Source organism: Allobosea massiliensis (genome assembly GCF_042655245.1).
Taxonomy (GTDB): Bacteria; Pseudomonadota; Alphaproteobacteria; order Rhizobiales; family Beijerinckiaceae; genus Allobosea; species Allobosea massiliensis.
In genome coordinates this window covers 29,554-31,272 of the sequence record NZ_JBHSLU010000149.1, presented here as the reverse complement: position 1 = coordinate 31,272, position 1,719 = coordinate 29,554, and the positions used below count along the sequence as shown (strand labels likewise).

Below are 1,719 nucleotides of genomic sequence, written 5' to 3'. Positions count from 1 at the left end.
CGTCGCCACACGCTACGACAAGCTCGCGGAAAACTTCCTCGCAAGCCTCAAGCTCGTATGCGTCAGGATCTGGCTACGCGGTAATGAGTCGACGGCCTAATCCCGGCCTCTTGTATGATGCCGTCGATGAAGGAAGGAAAGGAGCGAGCCAATGTCTATTGTGATCCTCGGCGTTGATCTGGGCAAGAACTCTTGCAGTGTGGTCGGCGTGAACGCGGCCGGTGCAGTAGTCGTCCGTCGAACAATGCGTCGGCAGACGCTGATCGACTATGTGACGAAGCTACCGGCCTGCGTGGTGGCGATGGAAGCGTGCTGCGGTGCCCATCATTTGGGTCGCCTGTTCGCGGCGCAAGGGCACGAGATCCGGCTGATGTCGCCTGAGTATGTTCGCCCCTATATCAAAGCCCAGAAAAACGATGATCGCGATGCCGAGGGGATCGCCGAGGCCGCGTCGCGGCCGACGATGCGTTTTATTGAACTCAAGAGCCAGGAGCAGTTGGACATCCAGACGCTGCACCGGGTGCGTTCGCGCCTGGTTGCCGAGCGAACCAGTCTCATCAATCAACTGCGCGCGATCCTGCTGGAACGCGGAGTGACATTTCCGGCAGGGCGCCGCAAACTTGAGCTGGGTGTCGATGACCTGCTGGCCGAGGATGACGGCCTGTTGTCCCCGCGCGTGCGCCAACTGGTCGGCGAGCTTTGCGTCGAATGGAAGGAACTCGACGCGAAGATCACGGCGCTGAATGGCGAGTTCGTCGAATTGGCGCGTCACGACGCGGCGGCGAGAAGGCTGACATCTATCCCGGGCGTCGGCGCGCTCAACGCGACGGCCCTGATCGCTGCGGTGGGCAATGCGAGTAGCTTTGCCAAGGCCCGCGACCTGGGCGCATGGCTCGGGTTGGTTCCCCGGCAGTACAGTACGGGCGGCAAAGCTCGACTGCTGGGCATATCCAAGCGCGGCAACACCTATCTGCGCACTTTGCTCATCCACGGTGCGCGTGCGGCATTACCGTCGCTTTCAAACAGCGACACACCCATGGGGCGATGGCTCAAGGCCATGATCGAGCGAGGCGTTCACCGCAATGCCGTGGTGGTGGCCCTGGCCAACAAGCTGGCGAGGATTGCCTGGGCTACCCTGCGCAAGGAGACGCGCTTTGAACGTGGCTACTTGGCAGCAGCATGATCTGATCGGCCACGTGCAACCGCGCATGTAGCCCAACGAGGTTTGCAGGAAGGATCGTGAAGATGGCCTGATCAGTCGATCGGCGTTTGGAAAGCCCGAGTATAAAAATGGCATTAAATGCCGTCGTTTTTATGGGGCTCTGAACGCGCGGATGTCCATCTTGGCTGTGAGCGTGCTCACAAGACCGTATACGTTGACGCAGACTGAGATCAGAACGCCGTAGAATCCTCTTGCAGACGGGGCGGGCCATACGTTTTATATCCTCCGCCAGTTCGAGGGCGTCCTTCAGGATTTCCACCTCAAGCGTCTTCTTGCCCAGGAGGCGCTGCAACTCGCGTATCTGCTCCTGTTGAGCCCGGAAGGCCGACGCCGGGACAACCTCCTCCTCGGCCATCGTCGCGGTCAGCGCACCTTGCTCGGCAAGCCGCCGCCAGGTGAAAAGCTGGTTCGGCGACACCCCGCACCGACGGGCGACAAGGCTGACCGTGACGCCCGCCTCGTGCGTCTGCGCCACCATCTGTCCAGCGACATTCGAA

The 1,719-nt window shown here is 61.1% G+C and carries 1 protein-coding gene and 2 pseudogenes; 2 read left to right on the top strand and 1 reads right to left on the bottom strand.

Annotated features, from left to right (window positions below):
* A pseudogene (locus ACFPN9_RS28725) lies at window positions 1-100 on the top strand (IS5/IS1182 family transposase); the annotation flags it as partial.
* 51 nt (window positions 101-151) lie between these two features.
* Window positions 152-1,183: an IS110 family RNA-guided transposase gene (locus ACFPN9_RS28720; RefSeq protein ID WP_067995668.1), complete on the top strand. Its 1,032-nt coding sequence runs from the start codon at window positions 152-154 to the stop codon at window positions 1,181-1,183.
* Between the two features lie 250 nt (window positions 1,184-1,433).
* Here the strand turns inward: ACFPN9_RS28720 and ACFPN9_RS28715 are convergent.
* A pseudogene (locus ACFPN9_RS28715) lies at window positions 1,434-1,719 on the bottom strand (transposase); the annotation flags it as partial.

Excerpts from the sequence above, each read along its gene's own strand:
- ACFPN9_RS28720 (WP_067995668.1), top strand. The coding sequence starts at position 152 with ATGTCTATTGTGATCCTCGGCGTTGATCTGGGCAAGAACTCTTGCAGT.